At 64.5% G+C, this 18,712-nt stretch carries 24 protein-coding genes; 12 read left to right on the top strand and 12 right to left on the bottom strand.

From position 1 onward, the window contains the following. Together VEI45_RS22090 and VEI45_RS22095 are read right to left on the bottom strand one after the other, a co-directional pair. Positions 1 to 906: AMP-binding protein (locus VEI45_RS22090; RefSeq protein WP_324856664.1), on the bottom strand; the 906-nt coding region annotated here is incomplete at its 3' end. 3 nt (positions 907 to 909) lie between these two features. Further along, the gene (locus VEI45_RS22095) at positions 910 to 1,188 is read right to left on the bottom strand and encodes a hypothetical protein (RefSeq protein WP_324856665.1); all 279 of its coding nucleotides are present in this window, start codon (positions 1,186 to 1,188) and stop codon (positions 910 to 912) included. Between the two features lie 176 nt (positions 1,189 to 1,364). On the opposite strand from VEI45_RS22095, the gene VEI45_RS22100 reads away from it, so the two are divergent. The 6 genes from VEI45_RS22100 to VEI45_RS22125 all read left to right on the top strand — a co-directional run bounded on the left by VEI45_RS22100 (position 1,365) and on the right by VEI45_RS22125 (position 7,406). Continuing rightward, complete coding sequence (locus VEI45_RS22100; RefSeq protein WP_324856666.1) at positions 1,365 to 2,591, top strand: hypothetical protein; 1,227 nt, start codon at positions 1,365 to 1,367, stop codon at positions 2,589 to 2,591. Further along, positions 2,588 to 3,733 carry a sulfotransferase gene (locus VEI45_RS22105; protein WP_324856667.1) on the top strand — a complete coding sequence of 382 codons (1,146 nt, stop codon included), beginning with the start codon at positions 2,588 to 2,590 and terminating at the stop codon, positions 3,731 to 3,733. Before VEI45_RS22100 ends, VEI45_RS22105 begins: the two co-directional genes overlap by 4 nt. Continuing rightward, complete coding sequence (locus tag VEI45_RS22110; RefSeq protein ID WP_324856668.1) at positions 3,730 to 4,386, top strand: TetR/AcrR family transcriptional regulator; 657 nt, start codon at positions 3,730 to 3,732, stop codon at positions 4,384 to 4,386. Before VEI45_RS22105 ends, VEI45_RS22110 begins: the two co-directional genes overlap by 4 nt. A gap of 9 nt (positions 4,387 to 4,395) precedes the next feature. Continuing rightward, on the top strand, positions 4,396 to 5,199 hold the full coding sequence (locus tag VEI45_RS22115; protein ID WP_324856669.1) for an SDR family NAD(P)-dependent oxidoreductase: 804 nt from the start codon (positions 4,396 to 4,398) through the stop codon (positions 5,197 to 5,199). A gap of 102 nt (positions 5,200 to 5,301) precedes the next feature. After that, positions 5,302 to 6,093, top strand: coding sequence for an enoyl-CoA hydratase/isomerase family protein (locus VEI45_RS22120; protein ID WP_324856670.1), 792 nt, complete (start codon positions 5,302 to 5,304; stop codon positions 6,091 to 6,093). Between the two features lie 14 nt (positions 6,094 to 6,107). Continuing rightward, a complete protein-coding gene (locus VEI45_RS22125; RefSeq protein ID WP_324856671.1) occupies positions 6,108 to 7,406 on the top strand; it encodes an acyl-CoA dehydrogenase family protein in 1,299 nt (432 codons plus the stop codon). On the opposite strand, the gene VEI45_RS22130 is transcribed toward VEI45_RS22125, so the two are convergent. Together VEI45_RS22130 and VEI45_RS22135 are read right to left on the bottom strand one after the other, a co-directional pair. Then, positions 7,403 to 8,368, bottom strand: a complete 966-nt coding sequence (locus VEI45_RS22130) for a phosphotransferase family protein (RefSeq protein WP_324856684.1) — start codon at positions 8,366 to 8,368, stop codon at positions 7,403 to 7,405. The two genes, VEI45_RS22125 and VEI45_RS22130, sit on opposite strands and share 4 nt — an antisense overlap. After that, positions 8,365 to 9,150, bottom strand: a complete 786-nt coding sequence (locus VEI45_RS22135; protein ID WP_324856672.1) for an SDR family oxidoreductase — start codon at positions 9,148 to 9,150, stop codon at positions 8,365 to 8,367. Before VEI45_RS22135 ends, VEI45_RS22130 begins: the two co-directional genes overlap by 4 nt. A gap of 232 nt (positions 9,151 to 9,382) precedes the next feature. Between VEI45_RS22135 and VEI45_RS22140 the strand changes: the two genes are divergently transcribed. Next, positions 9,383 to 9,751, top strand: coding sequence for a nuclear transport factor 2 family protein (locus VEI45_RS22140; RefSeq protein ID WP_324856673.1), 369 nt, complete (start codon positions 9,383 to 9,385; stop codon positions 9,749 to 9,751). A gap of 15 nt (positions 9,752 to 9,766) precedes the next feature. Here VEI45_RS22140 and VEI45_RS22145 read toward each other — a convergent pair whose 3' ends face one another. Genes VEI45_RS22145 through VEI45_RS22155 form a run of 3 tightly spaced genes read right to left on the bottom strand, consistent with a single transcriptional unit; the run spans position 9,767 to position 12,056 of the window. Beyond that, positions 9,767 to 10,588 (bottom strand): SDR family NAD(P)-dependent oxidoreductase, encoded by an 822-nt coding sequence (locus VEI45_RS22145; protein WP_324856674.1) that lies wholly within the window; start codon positions 10,586 to 10,588, stop codon positions 9,767 to 9,769. Then, positions 10,585 to 11,007, bottom strand: coding sequence for a nuclear transport factor 2 family protein (locus VEI45_RS22150; RefSeq protein WP_324856675.1), 423 nt, complete (start codon positions 11,005 to 11,007; stop codon positions 10,585 to 10,587). Before VEI45_RS22150 ends, VEI45_RS22145 begins: the two co-directional genes overlap by 4 nt. Continuing rightward, entirely contained in the window at positions 11,004 to 12,056 is a 1,053-nt protein-coding gene (locus VEI45_RS22155) for a zinc-binding dehydrogenase (RefSeq protein ID WP_324856685.1), read from the bottom strand. The genes VEI45_RS22150 and VEI45_RS22155 overlap by 4 nt, the downstream gene beginning before the upstream one ends. Before the next feature lie 107 nt (positions 12,057 to 12,163). Between VEI45_RS22155 and VEI45_RS22160 the strand changes: the two genes are divergently transcribed. From VEI45_RS22160 to VEI45_RS22175, 4 genes are all read left to right on the top strand, one after another. Further along, complete coding sequence (locus tag VEI45_RS22160; protein ID WP_324856686.1) at positions 12,164 to 13,087, top strand: IclR family transcriptional regulator; 924 nt, start codon at positions 12,164 to 12,166, stop codon at positions 13,085 to 13,087. Continuing rightward, complete coding sequence (locus tag VEI45_RS22165) at positions 13,035 to 13,457, top strand: nuclear transport factor 2 family protein (protein ID WP_324856676.1); 423 nt, start codon at positions 13,035 to 13,037, stop codon at positions 13,455 to 13,457. Before VEI45_RS22160 ends, VEI45_RS22165 begins: the two co-directional genes overlap by 53 nt. A 227-nt stretch (positions 13,458 to 13,684) precedes the next feature. Beyond that, positions 13,685 to 14,611: a class I SAM-dependent methyltransferase gene (locus VEI45_RS22170; protein ID WP_324856677.1), complete on the top strand. Its 927-nt coding sequence runs from the start codon at positions 13,685 to 13,687 to the stop codon at positions 14,609 to 14,611. Between the two features lie 4 nt (positions 14,612 to 14,615). After that, positions 14,616 to 15,254, top strand: a complete 639-nt coding sequence (locus VEI45_RS22175; RefSeq protein ID WP_414687560.1) for a class I SAM-dependent methyltransferase — start codon at positions 14,616 to 14,618, stop codon at positions 15,252 to 15,254. 148 nt (positions 15,255 to 15,402) lie between these two features. On the opposite strand, the gene VEI45_RS22180 is transcribed toward VEI45_RS22175, so the two are convergent. The 5 genes from VEI45_RS22180 to VEI45_RS22200 all read right to left on the bottom strand — a co-directional run bounded on the left by VEI45_RS22180 (position 15,403) and on the right by VEI45_RS22200 (position 18,258). Continuing rightward, positions 15,403 to 16,059: a nitroreductase family protein gene (locus VEI45_RS22180; RefSeq protein WP_324856678.1), complete on the bottom strand. Its 657-nt coding sequence runs from the start codon at positions 16,057 to 16,059 to the stop codon at positions 15,403 to 15,405. 62 nt (positions 16,060 to 16,121) lie between these two features. Beyond that, positions 16,122 to 16,388 carry a hypothetical protein gene (locus VEI45_RS22185; RefSeq protein WP_324856679.1) on the bottom strand — a complete coding sequence of 89 codons (267 nt, stop codon included), beginning with the start codon at positions 16,386 to 16,388 and terminating at the stop codon, positions 16,122 to 16,124. Positions 16,389 to 16,403: 15 nt separating this feature from the next. Then, the gene (locus VEI45_RS22190; protein ID WP_324856680.1) at positions 16,404 to 16,628 is read right to left on the bottom strand and encodes a hypothetical protein; all 225 of its coding nucleotides are present in this window, start codon (positions 16,626 to 16,628) and stop codon (positions 16,404 to 16,406) included. A 73-nt stretch (positions 16,629 to 16,701) separates the two neighbouring features. Further along, the gene (locus tag VEI45_RS22195) at positions 16,702 to 17,436 is read right to left on the bottom strand and encodes a DUF899 domain-containing protein (protein ID WP_324856681.1); all 735 of its coding nucleotides are present in this window, start codon (positions 17,434 to 17,436) and stop codon (positions 16,702 to 16,704) included. A 42-nt stretch (positions 17,437 to 17,478) separates the two neighbouring features. Next, complete coding sequence (locus tag VEI45_RS22200) at positions 17,479 to 18,258, bottom strand: SDR family oxidoreductase (RefSeq protein ID WP_324856682.1); 780 nt, start codon at positions 18,256 to 18,258, stop codon at positions 17,479 to 17,481. Between the two features lie 178 nt (positions 18,259 to 18,436). Here VEI45_RS22200 and VEI45_RS22205 point away from each other — a divergent pair. Continuing rightward, the coding region (locus VEI45_RS22205; protein ID WP_324856683.1) for a sigma factor at positions 18,437 to 18,712 on the top strand (276 nt) is incomplete at its 3' end.

Below are 18,712 nucleotides of genomic sequence, written 5' to 3' on the forward strand. Positions count from 1 at the left end.
GATCCCGGTCCGCAGGCTCGTCAGGTCGTACGCGGCGAAGTCGGCGAGCTCGAGCTCCGCGATCCACATCGTCGGCACGCCGTACAGCGACGTGCAGCGCTCGTCTGACACCGCGCGCAGGGTCGCGGCCGGGTGAAACGACGGCGCTGGGATGACCATGCAACTGCCGTGAGTCGTGGCCGCCAGGTTGCCCATCACCATCCCGAAGCAGTGATAGAACGGCACCGGGATGCACAGCCGATCCTTAGGACCCAGGTTGAGCAACTCGGTGGCGAAGTACCCGTTGTTGAGAATGTTACGATGTGACAGCGTCGCCCCTTTGGGGAAACCCGTTGTGCCCGAAGTATATTGAATGTTGATGGGCTCGCGGTTGTCGAGGGCGGCCATCCGCGAGCGTAGCGCGTCCACCGGCACCAGATCGGCTCGGTCGCGTAGGCCTGTCCAGTCGTCGGTGCCCAAGAACACGACATCCCGCAACCCGCCGGCGCTCGGACGCACCTCCTCGACCATCGATCGATAGTCCGAACTCTTGAACGCTGTCGCCGTCACAAGCGTTCGAACCCCCGATTGGTTCAGGGCATATCCGAGCTCGTGTGTGCGGTAGGCGGGATTGATGTTGACCAGGACGGCGCCGATCTTGGCGGTGGCGTACTGCACCATGGTCCACTCGGCGCAGTTCGGCGACCAGACGCCGACGCGGTCACCCCGCTGCACGCCCAGCGACATCAAACCTCTTGCAATCAGGTCGATCTCGGCGTTGAGTTCCGCGTAGGTCCACCGCCGGCCACGTATGACGTCAACCAGCGCCTCGCCGTCCGGGTTTGCCTCAACGATGCGCTCGAAGTTCGCCCCGATCGTTTCCTCCAGGATCGGTGGGCTGATCGGGCCGGCGTCATAGGATTTCAACGCTCAGCCCACCAGGTCTTCGTATCGGTACTCCGCCGAAAGCGGTGTGCCGGCGACATGTGCGCCCTCTCCGCGGCGCCGCAGGTCCACTCGGCGGATCTTGCCCGAGATCGTCTTCGGCAGTTCGTCAAACTCAACACGCCGCACCCGCAGATGCGGCGCCACCCGGTCGCGCACAAACTCCATGATCGCCCCCGCCGTCTCGGCGTCGAGCCTGTCGTCGTCAGCCATGGCGAAGACCTGGTCACGCGCAGCGCGGTAACGCTCGGTGTTGGTCGCCATGGCAGCTAGCATCCAACGCGCATCGGACACGGTAAAGGGCGATCAGGCGCGGCTGAAGCGTCCGGCTCATGATCGGCCATTGACAATCTCGCGGTCCGCTGTGATAGTGATCGAGCGTTATACGAAAACACTGTTCTCAGTTAAGGCGCCCTTATGTACGCACCTGCGGTGGAAATGTGAGCGCCGCGCAGCGGCCGACGGCGTGGTTGCCACACTCGATTGCCGAGGCGTCCACCGAGACACCGGCGACCGGCGACGTGGAGTTGGCTCAGGCGTGGTCGCATCTCATGCACCGGCTCGAAGATGCAGCACAGATGGTCGAATCCCATCCCGCGAGCCGCAACAGGGCCGATCTCGCGGCCGGGATGCGGCACCTGCTGGTGCTGCTCGCCGCGGGTATCGATGAGGCGTTGCGATTCGATCCTGATCCGATTCTGTGCGTCCAGCGCGCGAGTACCAACGACGTCGTGACGTGGGGAATGGAGTGCCCGGACTGTCTGTATACCCGTGCAACGCTGCGCGGTGATGAGAGCTATCGGCTGCTCGGTAACCGTGGCACTGCCCGATATGTGGGACTGCAGACTATGAATGGCATCGCCTCGACGGCGAATGCATTGGTCGACGAACTCGCCGTGGACGGGAACGGAAACTTCGAAGTTGTCTTGTCAGCGCAGGAGCACGTTGGCAACTGGATGCGCATCGAGGGCGCCCATCCCACATTGACGGTGCGGCACTTCTTTTACGACTGGGATACCGAGGTTCCGTCGTCGTTGCGGATCGAACGGATCGGCGATCCGGTGCATCGCGAGGTTCCCCACATCGATCTTGACCTCGTGGTGTCACGGCAGCTGCTCGCCCTCGGCGACTTCGTTCACGACAACCTCGAGTTCTTTCTGCAGTTCGGTGCGGCTGCGCCGTCGAACGGCTTTCTGCCCCCGATCGACCGCACGGCGGTGGGCGCGGCCGCGGAGAACAAGCCCGTCATTGGGCGTTGGGAACTCGGCTCTGATGAGGCGTTGATCCTGGAAGTCGAACCGCCTCAAGGGGTTTACTGGAGCTTTTCGCTCGGCAATCCGTGGTGGGAAACGATCCACTACGGCCGCCATCAGTCCAGCCTGAACGCGCATCAGGCGGTCGTGGACTCTGATGGCCTGGTACGGGTAGTGGTGTGCGGGCGCGATCCCGGAGTGCTGAACTGGCTCGACACCGCCGGATTCAGCAACGGCGCGATCATTCTGCGTTGCGTGCGCACCAGCACAGCGCCGACACCGAGCGCGCGGGTCGTGTCGTTCGACGAGATCACGTCCGCGTTGCCTGCCGATACTTCGAGGATCACCGCCAGCGAACGAGCATCGGTCCTCGAGCGACGCCGGCACGCCGTGCACAAAAGGTTCGCGCTGTGATGTTTTCTGCTGACGAGCTTGAAGACGGTGCCCGCGCCGCGACGGGTCTGCACGACTTCGGGTCGCCTTATTACCGGGAGGGCCTGGAACGCACCGTAGACGCGTTGAACAACGAGGCCGAGCTGTCCGATATGGGCCGAGTCATTCAACACGCCACAATCAGCAACGCGCTGATCCAACGCCTCAAGGTCGAGGACACCTACGCACAGCACCCTGAGATCGACGATGAGGTGGTCGGCGGCCCGGTGTTTGTCATCGGGCTGCCCCGCACCGGGACCACGGCGCTGAGCCAGCTGGTGGCCGCCGACCCGCAGTTTCGTTCACTGCGGATGTGGGAATCGCAGGCTCCGATCCCGCCGCCGGAGTCCGCAACCCAATTCACCGATCCGCGTATTGCCCAGGCCGAAGACGGCCTGCGGATGCTGAACGACATGTTTCCTTTGATGAAGACGCTCTACAACTCCGAGGCGACCGCCCCGACCGAATGTCAGGATCTGATGGGCATGAGTTTTCGCACTTTCCATTTCGACGGCGCCGTTCGCGTCCCGAGTTACCTGACGTGGCTGATGCATTGCGATATGCGCGAGACCTACACGTTTCATCGTCGGGTGCTGAAGCTCCTGCAGTGGCATTGCCCACCGACACTGTGGCATCTCAAGACTCCCGTACATATGTTTGCTCTCGACGCGCTCGTCGAGGCGTACCCGAACGCGAAATTCATGTGGAGCCACCGTGATCCGGCCAAAGTCATGGGTTCGGTGTGTAGCCTCATCCGGTACGTACGCAGCTGGAGTAGCGACCGCGACGACCCCGACGAGCTGGGTGCAGAGCAACTCGACAGCTGGGCCGAGGCTGTCCGTCGGGCGATGGAATTCCGCAAACATGTTGGTGACGAACGGTTTTCCGACGTCGCCTTCGCGGACCTCCAGCAGCATCCGGTGCGCACGCTGGAGGCCAGCTATACATCGTTGGGCTTGGCGTTTTCCGATGCCTCGGCACGCTCGGTTGAGCAGTGGGCCCGCGAGCACAAACCCGGATCGCGTGGCTCACATGACTACGATTTGACCGACTTTGGGCTGACGCCCGGCGGTGTCCGCGAGCGATTCGCGGAATACCTCGCCACTTATGACGCAACCGCATGACCCGCCCGCTTACCCGGCGGCGAACTAAGCTCGCTCCCGACCCCAACGTGCGCCGCGCCATCATGGCCGCCGCGTCGGAAATTGTTCGCGAACGCGGAGTTCAGGCACTCGGCATCGCGATGGTGCTCGATCGCTCTGGGCTGAGCACCCGCGCGTTCTATCGGCATTTCGAATCGAAAGACCAATTGGTTGCCGAGATCTTCCACGAGATGGCCCGCGCTGAAAAGCGGCGATTGAGAAGGAGGATGGCGAAGGCCGCCGACCCGGTCGAGGCGGTAGCCGCCTGGATCGACGGACGCCTCGACCTTGCATTTGACGAGAACACCACGTCTGATCTGCGCGGCCTGTCTTTGGAGGCGCAGTCGCAGATGTTCGCTTCCCCTGAGCTGATTCAGCCGGCGTACGCCGAGATGCTCAAGCCGCTCGTCGAACAACTGCACCGCGGCCTGGTTGACGGTGCCTTTCACAACATCGATCCCATAACAGATGCGCAGTCCATCCAGGGCGTGGTGTGGACGAGCACCGAACGGCAATGGGCCACAGGCGATTGCGAACGTGTTGAGGTCCGCGAACGTGCTCTCCGTTTCTGCTTGCGCGGACTCGGGGTGACACCCGAAACGATCGCTGACATCACCGCGCGCGACCGACCGTAAGGAGCGACAATGGACCTTGGTTTGGCTGGATCGAAAGCCGTCGTCACCGGCGGCAGCAAGGGCATGGGGCTAGCGATCGCTCAAACCATAGCGGCCGAAGGGGCCAGTGTTGCCGTGATGGCAAGAAACAAGGCGGCTCTGGATGCCGCGGTCGAATCGCTCCGAGAGGCAGGTGCTCCCGACGCCGTCGGAATCAGCGTGGACATGGCCGACGCCGCGTCCATCGCCAGCGGCTTTTCCGAGGTGTCCGACCGCTGGGGTCAGCTGAACAGCCTGGTCCACACCATCGGTCCGGGCGACGGGTACTTCGAGCAGATGGACGACGCTGAATGGGACGCCGCGTTCACGCTTGGGACCATGTCAGGCGTCCGCTCTGTTCGAGAGGCGTTGCCCATGCTGCGCGCTGCCGACTGGGCCCGCATCGTGACACTGTCCGCGCATTCCATTCAGCGGCAAAATCCGCGCATCGTCGCCTACACCGCGTCGAAGGCAGCGCTGTCCAGCATCACCAAAAACCTGTCGAAAAGTCTTGCCAAGGACGGCATTCTGGTCAACTGTGTGTGCCCGGGCACCATCGTGACCGCGAGCTTCACCGAGCAACTCAAGGATGTTCTCGCCGCCGAAGGTCTCGATGCCACCAACCCGCACGACGTGATGACCTGGATCGACAACAACTTCCACCAGCCGTGCGATCTGGGCCGCGCGGGGCTTCCCGAGGAGATTGCCTCGATCACCACTTACCTGGCATCCCGGCGCAACGGCTACGTCACCGGCGCAACAGTGAATGTGGACGGAGGTTCGGATTTCGTCTAGCACCCGATTGCGCGGGCGCGCCGCGGAACAATAGCATTCTCCTCAGCTGCGAATTTGCGTCTTATCCGAGCCGCGGGTCGGGCTCCCGACGAAGGGTGCTGATTGACGGTCAACGAGACACTGAGCTTGCAGACACCGCACGTCGGCGTGGTGGTGTTGCAGCTCAACCGACCCAAGCGGCTCAACGCGATCAACGACGTCATGGTCGGCGAACTCAAGGACACGTTGGCCGACCTGGGCGCGGACACGTCGGTCAACGCTGTGGTGATAACCGGCGCAGGGCGCGGGTTTTGCTCGGGCATCGACATGCGCGACTTTGGCCCGGATATCCCCGAGGCAACAGCGCCCGCAATCGACCGCCTGCGCTTCCAGGAGAGGATGGCCGCGCTGCCGCAGGCGATTCGCGACATTCCGCAGCCGGTGATCGCCGCGGTCAACGGTCCCTGCGTCGGCGCGGGCTTGGCACTGTGCCTGGCCGCCGACATCAGAATCTGCTCGACCGCGGCGACATTCGGCAACGCGGCGATCCTGCTCGGCCTTTCCGGCGCCGAGATGGGAATGAGCTACTTTCTGCCCCGCATTGTCGGTGCCAGCGTCGCCGCTGACTGGATGTTGACCGGTCGCATCGTCTCCGCCGAGGAAGCCGACCGCCGAGGGCTGGTAAGCGAGCTCGTGGACCCCGCATTGCTATTTGAACGTGCACTCGAAATAGCCTCTGGCATAGCCGATCTCGCTCCGCTGGGCGTACAGCTGACCAAGCGGGCGGTGCAGGTGAACACCGACGCCGCGGGGCTGCAATCGGCCCTTGAACTCGAGAACCGCAATCAGGTACTCAGCCACGCCACCGAGGAAGCGGCAGCCCGCAGACAGACGTGGTCATCAACAAATAAGTAGCGAAAGGACGTGCCGTGGCCTGGGATTTCTCGACCGACCCTGAATGGGCCGCGCAACTCGCCTGGGTTGACGAGTTCGTCCGCGCCGAGTGTGAACCAATCGATCTGATCGTCAAGGAATCTCACGATCTCAACGACCCGGTGCGGCAGGCGCTGATTCCTCCGCTGCAGCAGATCGTCAAGGAACGGGGGCTGTGGGCTACTCATCTGGGTCCACATCTGGGCGGACCCGGACACGGCCAGGTGAAACTGGCGTTGCTAAACGAGATTCTCGGGCGGTCCGAATGTGCGCCAATCGTCTTCGGCTCGCAGGCTCCGGATTCCGGTAACAGCGAAATCCTGGCCCACTACGGCACTCCGGAGCTCAAGCAGCGTTACCTGGAGCCGCTGCTGGATAACCGGATCGTCTCGTGCTTCTCGATGACCGAGCCGCAGGGCGGCGCGGACCCGAAAGTGTTCACAACGACCGCGGTGCAAGACGGCGATCATTGGGTCATCAACGGCGAGAAGTGGTTTTCGTCCTTCGCGTCGATCGCGTCGTTCTTGATCGTGATGGCGGTGACGGATCCTGATGCGCCGCCCTACCAGCGCCATTCGATGTTCGTCGTGCCCGCTGAAACGACCGGTATCAACGTGTTACGCGACGTCGGCCTTGGCTACCAGCCCCTCGGCGGTGGAGGACGCGAAGGTTACGTGCGGTATGAGAATGTCCGGGTTCCCGTCGACCACATGCTCGGGCCACGGGGTGGCGCCTTCGTGGTCGCACAGACCCGACTCGGCGGTGGCCGCATTCACCACGCGATGCGCACGGTCGGCCTGGTCCGACGGATATTCGACATGCTCTGCGAGCGCGCAGTTTCCCGGCATACACAAGGTGACATGCTGGGCGACAAACAGCTCGTCCAACAGATGGTCGCAGACTCATGGATGGAGATCGAAGCGTTCCGGCTGCTGACCTTGCAGACGGCGTGGAAGATCGACCAGCACAACGACTACAAGGCTGTTCGCGCCGACATCTCGGCGGTCAAGGCGATGATGCAGAAGGTATTGCACGACGTGTCGGCCCGTGCGCTGCAGCTACACGGATCACTTGGTGTCACGCATGAGATGCCGTTCGTCCGGCACCTGGTGGAGTCCTTCGTACTGGGACTGGCCGACGGGCCGACCGAGGTGCATAAGGTCACTCTGGCGCGGCTGTTGCTCAGAGACCACAAGCCCGCACCCGACCTGTTTCCGTCGGAGCACTTGCTGCGGCTGCGCGAGGCGGCCGAGGCGAAGTTCGCCGACAAGCTGGCCGGCCTTCCGCATGGCTAACCGAGTAACTCGCGGGCCCGGGAAAGCAACTGCGGCAACGCCGACGCCATCGCCTCCAAGCCCGGATCCGGTGGAACGCGCCGCCGATTGTGTTTGACGATCAGTGACCACGTCGCCACGGATTTGAAGCAGGCCAGTGCCTGGAACCAATCCAGTCCTGGCACTTCGCGTCCCAGCTCTTCGCGGTAGACCGCCGCCAGTTCGGACACCGACGGGGTCGCGTCGACGTACCGCGTGGAGCGGCGGTAGGTTCGTGGGTCGCAGTTGATCAGGAACCATCCGACGTCGACGCGCGGATCGCCGACCGACCAGATCTCCCAGTCGATGACGGCGGTGATGCGGCCATCGACAGCCGGTAGGTTGCCAAGCCGAAAGTCGCCGTGCACCACAGCGGGCGGCAAGGCTGGCGGCGTGCTGGATTCCAGGTCAGCGGCGACTTCGCGCCACCCCGGCGCCAACGCGGAATCGACGGTATCCAACGCATAGCACCACCGCTCGACCTCGGCGGACGGCCCGACCACCGGCTCGGACTCCAGGCCCGTGACGCCGGGCTCAATGCGATGCAGTTGCGCCATGATGGCCGCTGCGTTGCGAAACCGCTCTGCCACAACGGGTTCAGGGCCGGCGTCAGTGGCGTCGAATAGCGGTTCACACGTAGTCCCGTCCACACGGGACATCACGAATAGCGGCGGTACGTCGGGTGGGTCACCTGCGTCGTCGAACAGCACCTTCGGGACGGGCACGGTGCTCCGCGCAAGTGTCCGGATGATCCGGGCTTGCCGCAAGACGTCGCGGTGTGCGATCGGCCGCACCCCGGGGGGTGCCACCTTGACTACCACCGGCCGGCCCGCACACCGCCCCACATAGGTCAGGCTCGATGCGCCGCCAGGCAACGGCTCAAGCGCTGAAATGTGCCGAGGCGCAAGCCGCTCAGCGAGCTGGACAAGCAGCGGGTCGCTCAGCGCAACCACCCGATCTCACGCAGGAACGGCTGCGTGTGGGCGATCCGGCCGGTCATCGATTTCGGATCGCCGGTGCACAGCGTCAGCGCGGTCTGCGTGATGAGCTCGATGTCCTCGGTGTCGGTCTTAGCCAGGTCGAGCGTTCCGGCGCCGGGGGTGGCGACGGGATTGGAAGGGGCGGCGGCGTTAACGGCGATGCCATCGGCATAGAGTTCGGCCGCAAGGCTTTTGGTAAGCCGGTTCAGGGCCGCTTTGACGGTGCCATAGACCCCGAATCCCGCTGCGCAGTCGAACTCGGAGAATGGTGGACCTTCGGGTAGATCGCCGCCGACCGAGGTTATGTTGAGCACCCACCCGCGGCCGCGTTCGCGCATGGCGGGGATGGCTAGTTGGGTGAGATGCATCGGCGCCATCACGTGCATTTCGATCATCAGACGCACGCGCCGTTCCGGGAACTCGTCGAGGGGACGAAGAAACGTCACGGCAGCGTTGTTGACCAGGATGTCTGGCGCACCGCCGCGTTCGACCATCTCGGCGAAGAGTCGCTCTCGATCCTCGGGCTTAGACAGGTCAGCCTGGATAGCGATCGCCGACCCGCCCGTGGCGGTGATCTCCTTGAGCGTCTGTCGAAGCGAACCCTGGTATTTGGGATCGGGTTCCATGGTGCGGGCGGTGATCCCGACCGTGGCGCCTTCGGCGGCCAATCGCTGTGCGATCGCCTTCCCCAGCCCGCGGCTGGCACCCGTCACCAGAGCGACTTTGCTGGCACAGGCTCCTGTCACTTCCGATTCGCCTCCTAGTGCATCGTCGCGGGTGCACGAAAAACACCTTCTCCTTGAGAGAGAATCCCGTTATCCCTCTGCTGGAGTCTAGGCCCCACCGTGATAGGGAAACGACCAGCAGCTGAAAAGCGGCATTCGCCCACCAGCAACACCAAGCATCCCAGGCCCTTCGCGGCCTGGGGTGTTTGGCGTTCAGGTAGGCGCCCAGGCGCAACAGGCGTATGAAGATGCCATGGGTCAAACAATCCAAGCCGGCGCGGTGGAGCGCTACCTGGCGTGCCTGGCAGTCAACGATTGGGATGGCCTGGCGGCCACCATCGCCGACGACGACTTGATTCGGGACGGCCCGTATTGCGACGTCGTCGAAGGCAAGCAGCCGTATCTGAAGTTCCTCCAGAACGTCTTCGCTTCGCTGAAGGGTTACCGGTTGGACGTGAAGCGGATCTCGCATGCCTCGGATCGGGTGTGTTACGTCGAGCTGAACGAGACCTTCGAGATCGACGGCGCGCCGACTGAGTACCCTGAATGCCTAGTATTCGAACAGAATTCGGACGGCCTGATCAACCGGGTCAACGTGTTCATCAAACAACTGGGCAACTGAGAACCCGCACGAACGTCAGCCGTTGCCGCCGCCCATGACTGCGGCCTGGGCTTGGGTGACCAGCTTGACGGCCTCGTTGCGCGTCAACGATGCCAACATCTGCGACGCGGCGCGCATCATGTCGCCCACCATCAAAGTCGGCCCGTTGCTGAGGTTCTCGAATGCTTCGCTGATGACCTGATCTACACCGGCGGCGTCCGGTGGCGTCTGGTCTTCGGAGCTGAGCACCCCGCGGCTGTGTTCGAGGCGGCGCAGTGCTGGTGTGTCAGTCTTGCCCAGGATGAGGCCGAGCACGTCGACACCTTTGTCATGCAGTTCGCTCCACAGCGCCTCGGCGAAGACCATGTCGAACGCCTTGGTGGCGCCGTACGCGACCATGTTCGGCCCACCGGCGAGTCCAGCACCCGAGCCGAATAGCACAATTCCGCCGCTGCCCCGCCGCACCATTGCCGGGGCGAAGTGATGACACAGCTGCATCGGTACCGTGCAGTTGCGGTGCACCATCGCTTCGGCGGTGGTTATCGGATTGGCCAGGAAGGGCTCGAAGTTAGGATCGGCTCCTGCGCAGTACGCCAAGAAGCCGATATCGAGGTCGTCGGTGGCGGCAGCGACCATGGAAGACGCGTCGCGCTCGGCGAGATCGACTGCCAGCGCCCGGGTTTCAACGCCGGTGCGGGCGGCGATCCCGGCGGCCACCTCGTCCAGCAGGGCCTGACGCCGCGCCACCAACACAACATTGACTCCACGCTCGGCGAGCCCCTCGGCGAAGGCTGCACCGACACCATCGGAGGCACCCGCCACCAACGCCCACGGCCCGTACTTGGCTGCAAATGTCATTTCGGGTCACCTATGGCAGCCACGCGCACTTGAGTGAAGCGGCGGCGGGCGATCCGCCATCCCTGTTCGGTCCGGACGAACTCGTCATCGTAGAAACCGGCCGCGTTCACGCCGGAGTTGTTGTCGGCAAGCATGATCAGCGCATCGACATATGTGCGCGCCTGGGCCGCGTCGCCGTCGACAGTAATCACCTGATTGGTCAACCGGTGCATGGTGTGCCCGGCCAACGCGTGCGCCTGCTGCATGAACTCGGTCACCGCGTCGGCACCCTTCCATGCGCCGATTTCGCCGTAGTTCAGTTCGCAGTCGTCGGTGAAGACGGTGCGGAACAACGGCCAGTCGCGTCGGTCAATGCCGGTCGCGTAGCGCAATAGGACATCGGCGATATCTTCCCGGTCCTGGCGATCTCGTTCGCTCACAAGACGTCTCCGCTCGGGTGGACGACGATTCGCGGCGGGCCGTCGGAGGCTCGGGCCAAGTCGAGTGCGTCGGGCACCTCGTCGAGAGTAATGATCGCCCCGACGCTCGGAAGCGGATCCAGTCGCCCGGAAGCGATGGCGTCCAACGTGCCGTACCAGTCCTGCGGGTGCGGGCCGCCGCCGAATTGGATGGTGACGCCCTGACGGGTGGCATCAGTGACGCTCAGCGAATCACCGGTGTACCACCCGCCGGCGCAATAGATCCGGGTGCTCATGTCGACGGATTCCACGATCTGCTGGATCAGCCCTGGGGCGCCGACGCATTCGAAGACGACGAGCGAACCCCACAGCCCACGTTCGACGCGTAACGCGCGCCACACATCGAACGGTGACTTTTCGGCCGGATCGACCGCGATGTGCGCCCCGAAGCTGTCGCAAGCCAGTTTGCGGCGTTCGGACTTGTAGTCCGACACGATGATCGGCTCCACGCCCCGGCTGGCCAGCGCGGCAACGGCCGACAGCCCGATCGCGCCGGCGCCGACGACGACCGGCACCTCACCCGGTTCCATCCGGGCCGCGCGCACATAGAACTCGCCGACCGCGAACGCGTCGGTCAGTGCGGCGGCGTCACTGGATACGCCGTCGTCGACGGACTTCGCCAACGCCTCGGCGACGACCACCAACTCGCCGAAGCTGCCCTGCGCCTCCGGGTGCTGACCGATGATCCGCACGCCGGCAACCCCGCTTGTGCCACCGTTGACCAGACGGATCGGGATCGACGTCGCGCGGGTGCCGACCGGAAACTGTGCTGTGCAGCCGGGTCCGTGCGCGACGACTTCGCCGACGAACTCGTGACCGAGCACGATGTCGCGATTCACGTCATAGAGCGAGCGGCCGGTCGGGTCGTTGATCCCCATCTCCGGGTGATCCATGAAATGCACGTCCGACGCGCAGATCGCGGTGCTCAGTGTTCGCAGCAGCAGCTCACCCGGGCCGGGAATCGGGTCTGCGATTTCACGGACATCGAGCCGCCCGTCGCGCAACACCACCGCACGCACCCGCACACTCCTTTGTGTTGCCTCTTCTCGAATATTCGAGATAGCATCTCGATAATCTGAGCTTCACAGTACGAACCGCGCAACGAGGAAGTCAAGCCATCCCACCGTCGGCCCCCACCACTCGCGTCCTCGACGTCATCGAATTGCTCGCCGGGCCCGGTAACGAGCGACTCAGGTTCTCCGATGTGGTGCGCAAACTCGGCCTTACTCAAGCAACCACCCACGCCATCCTGACGACGCTGTGTGCCCGCGGCTGGGCCAGCCGTGATCCGGTCGACAAGACATTTTCATTGGGCCCGGCCCTCGCGGCGGTCGCGGCGCGGATAGACACCGCGCGGCCACTGGCGCACACCGCTCGCGCGGCCGCACTGCAGCTCGCTGAGGAATTCGGCTACGCCGCCTCGGTGGTCGAGCGGTTCGGCGATTCGCTGGTAATCACCGCGTTCGAGGACGCCGGCCAGCAGTCCGGCGGCGCACCCGGCGACCGGATCCGCTACGCCCCGCCGTTCGGGGTTGCGTTCGCCGCTTGGGACAGCGACGACCAACAGCGCGCGTGGATCCAGCGCAGCGCCGCAACGAATTCCGCGCTGGCGCGTCGCCTCGGAGAGGTGCTGGCCCGTACCCGCGAACGCGGATTCGACGTGGATTGCACGACGCCGGCGCTGACCCGGGCGGCCCACGTCGTTGGCACGCTACCCAGCGACGGACTACCCGCGCACGTTCGCGAGATCACCGATCAGCTGCTGGCTGAATTCACCACGATCGGTTTCCTGTCCGATGAGTCCGACGACTATGCCCCGCGCCGGGCACAGCCGGTGGCCACCATCGCCGCGCCGGTGTTCGACCACCACGGCCGAGTGGCGATGATTGTGGCCGTCCATCCGCTGCAGGACCTGACCCGCAAGCGGATCGACTCGATCGGACGACGCATGGTGCGAGTGACGGCGAACCTACACAGGAGAATCTCGGATGGACCTTCAGCGGATCAGCGACCAACTGGAAATCACCGCGCTGCTCAATAAATACGCCCGCGCAGTCGACACCAAGGACTGGGATTTGTATCGATCGGTATTCACCGACGACGCGCACATCGACTACTCGTCGGCGGGAGCCATCGCAGGCAGCCGCGAGCAGGTCACCGACTGGCTGGCGCAGGGATTCGCCACGATTCCAATGTCGATGCACTACATCACCAACATCGAAAGCCAGATCGACGGCGACACCGCACAGGTGCGCGCGATGTTCTACAACCCGATGCAGCTGCCGGGGATGACCGAGCTCAGTTACTGCGGCGGCTACTACCACCACGAATTGGTCCGCACCGACGACGGCTGGCGAAGCCGCATCCTGCGGGAACAGAACGTGTGGTTCATCAACTCGCCCCGCACCTGAGCGATGCGCGCACTGCGTATTAGGTAGGGGTTGAACTGGCTCAGGTCGTCGATGCCGAGGCTCTTTTCGATATCGCCAACCCCGGCATTGGATCGCCGAGTCGTCAACGGGAGTGTCCACGCATGGGTAACCGCCGGGGAGAGACCCGATCGACGGACAGCTTGTTATACAGGCTAAATACTTGTTATACTAACTAAGTAGCCTGATCTGAATTTGAGGAGCACGCAATGCCGCGCACCGATAACGACACCTGGGACCTGGCGACCAGCGTGGGAGCGACCGCGACGATGGTTGCCGCAGCCCGGGCCATCGCCACCAAGGCCGACAATCCCCTGATCGACGACCGATTCGCCGAACCGCTGGTCCGAGCGGTCGGCGTGGATTTCCTGACGAAGTGGGCCGCCGGAGACCTGACCGCCGCCGACATCGATGACGACGACTCCAGTTGGAAACTCGAGCAGATGCCCGAAGCGATGGCCGTCCGCACCCGCTTTTTCGACTCGTTCTTTCGCGAGGCGACGCAGGCCGGAATCCGCCAGGCGGTCATCCTGGCGTCCGGTCTCGACGCGCGCGCGTACCGGTTGGACTGGCCCGCCGGGATGACGGTCTTCGAGGTCGACCAGCCTCAGGTGATTGCCTTCAAGACCAGCACACTGGCTGATCTGGGCGCCGAGCCGACAGCCGATCGCCGTGCGGTCGCCATCGATCTACGACACGAGTGGCCGGCCGCGTTGGTCGACGCGGGCTTCGACAAGAGCCGACCCACCGCGTGGATCGCCGAGGGACTGCTTGGTTACCTGCCACCGGAAGCGCAAGACCGCTTGCTGGACAACATTTCCGCGCTCAGCGCCGACGGCAGTCGGCTTGCCACCGAGGCTATCCCGGACATGTCGGATGTCGACCACGAGCAGGCGCGGGAGACGATGCGCAGGGCCACCGAGAAATGGCGTGCACACGGCTTCGACCTCGAGTTCTCCGAACTCGGGTATGAGGGCGACCGCAACGACGTTGCCGCCTATCTCGACACGTTGGGCTGGCAGTCGACCGGCAGGCCGATGAGTGAACTGTTGGCGGACAACGGACTTGCGCCGATTGCGCAGGGCAACGACTCGGTGTCGGTGGCCGACACGATCTACTACACCTCGACCAAGTGACTCAGTGACTGTGGCAGCGCAACGACGCGGTTTCAACGACGTCATCACCCGGTTCTGGGGCATTGCGGCTCCGGCCTATAACTCGCCGTTTTTGCAAAAATGGGTGTACCGGCCGGCGCACGACGAAGTGGTTGCGCAGCTACGCGCACACTCCTCAGCGCGGATAGCTGACATCGCTTGCGGCACAGGGATTCTGGCCGACCGGATCCAACACGACCTGCATCCCGCGGCAGTCTACGGCGTCGACATGTCCGAGGGCATGCTCAACCAGGCCCACGCCCGATCAACGGATGTGCAGTGGTTGCGTGGCCCCGCCGAGCAGCTTCCCTTCGACGATGGGGCGCTGGACGCGGTCGTGACGACATCGGCGTTTCACTTCTTCGACCAACCCGCGGCGCTGCGCGAATTCCACCGGGTGCTGTCACCTGGCGGGCTGGTGGCGATCTCGACTCTCAGTGCGCGACAACCCCTCCTGCTGGGGCCCGCGACCAGCAGGTGGAAACCGGCGCATCACCCTTCGCCGGCTGAGATGCGGCGATTGTTCGAGGGCGCGGGCTTCACCGTCGCGGAGCAACACCGAGTCCGGCGACCGCTGCTAACCCGGGCTATCTCGGACCTGATCACGGTCGGCATCAACGACTGAAACCGTCCGGTGCGCTTGCCACGCCCGGCTGTGTTCGACAAGGACCCGGCTTTCGTAGCTTGATGTACTCGCCGAAACCGATTCACGCCGGCGTTAGAGCCAGTCGATGTCGGCTGATTGCTTGCCCGATAAAACTCAGCCTCGCCGACTATTCACCGCGTTGCCGCACCAACTCGACCGCCGGCTCGTCCCAGTGGTCGAGGTTCACCACCTCAGTCAGCGGTCGGCGACGCACCGGGCCATGTTTTCCTTTCGGCCAGCCCACCACGATGTGCCCGGCGACCATCCAGTCCTCGGGCACCCCGACGGCGTCCCGCAGCAGCTGCTCGCCGCCATAGGCACCCCAGCTGGTTAGGCACGCGCCCATACCCTGGGCGCGAGCAGCCAACAAGAAATTCTGCATCGCCGGGAATATCGACCCGCCGAGCAGGAGCTCAGAAGCTGTCGGAAAACGCTTCTGCGCGAACAGAACCGAGGTGAGCTCACCAGCCCGATCATGCAGCTCGTAGGTCGCGCGGTTGGTACGGGCCCGCCGGCTGTCGTCATCGTCGGCCGGCCGGCTCATCCCGTAGACGGGCTCGATCACCTGCAGAGCACGGGCCGCCGCCTTGGCCACCACCGCCCGCTGCTCGGCCGACCGCAGCACGATGAAACGCCAGGCCTGCGCGTTGGCTCCGGACGGCGCCCACATTGCCGCGTGCAGACACCGCGCTAGCGTGGCGTCGTCAACGGGCTCGTCGGTGAACCGTCGGATCGTCCGCGCGGTCGACATCACCTCCCAGACGTCACTGGTTGCTCCCGGCATGCAGGCTCCCTTCTGGTCTCGCTCCCGAAAGAGAACCTACTGCCGACGTCTGTGCCGCCGAGTCAGTGCGCACACCCGCCGGACGGCAGCACCGTCATCACCGGCCACAGCACGCTCGCTTCAGCCAATGCCGCATGCCGGTAATTGCTGTCGGCCGGCAAGTGCAGCTGCTGTTCCAGTTGTTCTTCCATGCGCTGCACGGCGTCGGAATGGAAATACGCCCACACCAGCCCGACGACGAGGTAGGCCCCGGCGAGCCACACCGCGATCTCGGTCAGCCCGCCGACGCTCACCCGAGAGTTCAGCGCCCGCCGCAGCACAGTCAACACCGCCGCACCCGACCTTCAGCTTAGGCAGACGTTGGCAAGTAGCAGCGCCGGCCACAACACGATTGACCCGATCACCGAGACCAACAGCTCCACGCCGCCCATCCGCTGGAAAGGTTCGGCGTGGGTGGTCGACCAGACCACGCCGACGATGAGATAGGGCCCGGCAAGCAGTAACCCGATGCTGATCCACTCGGCGATGCTCAGCTCAAAGTCCATCAGCCGGCTAAACGTGGTGGGCATGATCCTGCCTTCCGCCTCCCGACGGCGATGATGTTAATCGCGATTCCGGGGCGGCGGGCCACGTTCCCCGATGTCAGGTTTGCGGTGGACGTGGGTCGTTGGGATCGGTCGGGTCAGGGTCACCGAACCAGCGCGACGGCGCGTGCTCGCCGTATTCGTCGTGCCAGTCCCACCACTCGTAGGGCGGACTCTGCGGGTAGCCCTCCGGCGAGTCCTCCCAGATCTCCTGGCGGCCGAGCGCCGTCATGTCCAGGAAGCTCCAGGTGTTCCCCAGCGCCTCGTCGCCGCGGTTGTTGATGAAGTAGGTGCGGAACACCTGGTCGCCGTCGTGGATGAATGCGTTGGTGCCGTGCCAATCGTCCACGCCGAAGTCGACGTCGAAGCTGTCGGTGATCGTGTACCACGGGATCTGCCAGCCCATCCTCGCCTTCAGGCGTTCGATGTCCGGCTGCGGCGCTCGCGAGGCGAACACCAACGTGGTGTCGCGGGCGTTCAGGTGGGCAAGGTTGCCGATGTGGTCGGCGACCATTGAGCAGCCGCGGCAGCCGTGATCAGGCCAGCCGTCTATGTCGGGGCCGAAGAAGGCACGGTAAACGATGAGCTGACGCCGACCCTGAAAGAGGCCGAGCAGGTTGACCTTTCCGTCGGGTCCATCGAACTCGTACGCTTTCTCCACGGCCAGCCACGGCATCCGCCGACGCTCAGCCGCCAGTGCGTCGTGCGCGCGGGTCAACTCCTTCTCCTTGACCAGCAGCTGCTCGCGCGCGGCAGCCCACTCCTGCGCCGACACGATCGGGGGTTTGTTCATGTTGATCATGATTAGCACTGTTGCCTTTCGGTTGCAGTTACTTCAGCCCAGTGGCGACAGGCCTGCGGCGGTGAGGAGGTATGCGCCGTGGTCCCGGTGTTCCGGCTGCTGGTGCGCGGCGATCGTCAGGACCGACTGGCCGACCTGCTCCGCGCTGAGCGGGGGTCCGCCGGCCCGCACGAATGTGTCGACGTCGACACCTTGCCGTCCGGCGTAAGCCGCCGCCGCTTTGGCGCCCAGGTCGGTGGCCGGAGTCAATCGCGGCAGCACGGAGACGAAGCTGATCCCCAGCCCGGACCGCTGCGACTCGATTGCCGCGTAGTCGGTGATGAACTTGACGGCGGCCTTAGCCCCCGCGTAGCCGCCGCTGAGCGGTGACCCGTTGACCGCGGCGCCGCTGGACATCGCGATCACCGAGCTGCCCGGGGCCAGCGGCCGAAGCAGCGCATGGCGGCTCCAGTGGAACGCCTGCGCGACGTCCACGTTCCAGGTCTGGCTGAAGCTTTCCCAGGTTTGTTCCTGCAACGGGCTCATCATCGGGCTCGCCCCCGCGCAGAGCACCAGTGTGTGCGGCCGGTGCTCGTCAATGAGCCTGGCGGCCGCCTCCGGATCGGCAGCGTCGGCGGTCACCGGGGTGAATGTGTCGCCGAACTCGTCGCGCAGCTCATCGAGTTGCGCGCGGCTGCGGGCAACGCCGACGACGTACGCGCCGGCGGCCGACAGTGCAGCGGTGATGGCGCGGCCGAACCCGCGGCTCGCACCGGTAACGATCGCCGTCGTGCCGGCCAGCGCCTCGGCCTGGGTCTCAAGTGGTTGGCTCACGGTCTTGCTCGCTTTCGAAATCGAAGTCTGCCAATCCGCCCTAGCGGCCGGCCCTTACTGATTCCGATACGCCGCGGCGCCGAAATTCATCGCCGAGCAACCGATGAATTTCTCGGGCCGGTTGTCTCTGTACTGGTGTAGCGTTTCCGTCTCCGCCGCCCGCGATAGGAGAACCACCGTGCCGGCTCAGGAGGATTTCATCGAGCAGGCGGCGCCGTTTCGTGCCGAGTTGATCGCGCACTGTTACCGCATGCTGGGCTCGGTGCACGATGCCGAGGATCTTGTCCAGGAGACTTATCTGCGCGGCTGGCGCGGCTACCCAGCGTTCGAGGAACGCGCCGCGCTGCGGACGTGGTTGTACCGGATCGCCACCACCGCATGCCTGCGCGCGCTGGAGAACCGGGCCCGCCGGGTGTTGCCCGCGGGGCTGGGCGCCGGGTCGGAGGACCCGGAC

This window comes from Mycobacterium sp., from assembly GCF_035623875.1.
Lineage (GTDB): Bacteria > Actinomycetota > Actinomycetes > Mycobacteriales > Mycobacteriaceae > Mycobacterium.